The sequence below is a fragment of the Vibrio sp. Y176 genome (genome assembly GCF_033438945.1).
The window spans coordinates 1-700 of sequence record NZ_JAWOQS010000528.1; the positions used below are offsets into that span (position 1 = coordinate 1).

Genomic DNA, 700 nt, shown 5'->3' on the forward strand with positions numbered 1-700 from the left:
GCCAGATGGAATGTGACGGTATGACATGGGCAGTAAGCCACCTACTCAATGAAGCGGGTGTACCTCATGACTGCATGTATGGCTTTGTGCGAAACGAACAGACCAAGGACATCGTGACACCGCATTTCTGGGTTGTCCTGGATGATGGGTGGCTGGTGGATCTGAGGCTACGCATGTGGCTGGGCGATCACGACAACATTCCTCACGGGGTATTCCATCCCGATAACGAGCCAGGACTTTTCTACAAGGGAGACCCGGTTCAAAACCATAAAGGGATGAGACTGGGCAAAGCCGTCCTGGACATCATGACCGACGGAAAACTTTCACATGTGAAAGTTCCTGAACGACAAGACGGAGAGTAATAGCGTGGAATTTGATTACGACAAGTCAGTATCAAACGCACATCTTGAGGCCGCAGGCTGGGGTATGGATGCCTTTAACCACTCCAACCCATTTGAGAGTCATGTCATCTATGTGCGTGACTACCGCAACGATCACATCCGCCTGTTCACCATCAAGCAGGCTGACTTCGACACGATAAAGCTGCCGCTTCACCTGACCTCCGACATGCTGGCTTCGGTGATCGCTGAGTTCGTATCGAAGGCAGCAAAAGGGAAGTTGAATACGAAGGAGTCCGACACGCTGGCTCCTGCCTTGGTTGGCTATGCCAAATCAACAGAAACCTACCGGAGCTGGCGGA

The 700-nt window shown here is 52.0% G+C and carries 1 protein-coding gene and 1 pseudogene; both read left to right on the forward strand.

What is annotated here, in order from left to right:
- The coding region (locus tag R7O13_RS27115; protein WP_318305232.1) for a hypothetical protein at window positions 1-362 on the forward strand (362 nt) is incomplete at its 5' end.
- Between the two features lie 4 nt (window positions 363-366).
- Window positions 367-700, forward strand: a pseudogene (locus R7O13_RS27120) (hypothetical protein); the annotation flags it as partial.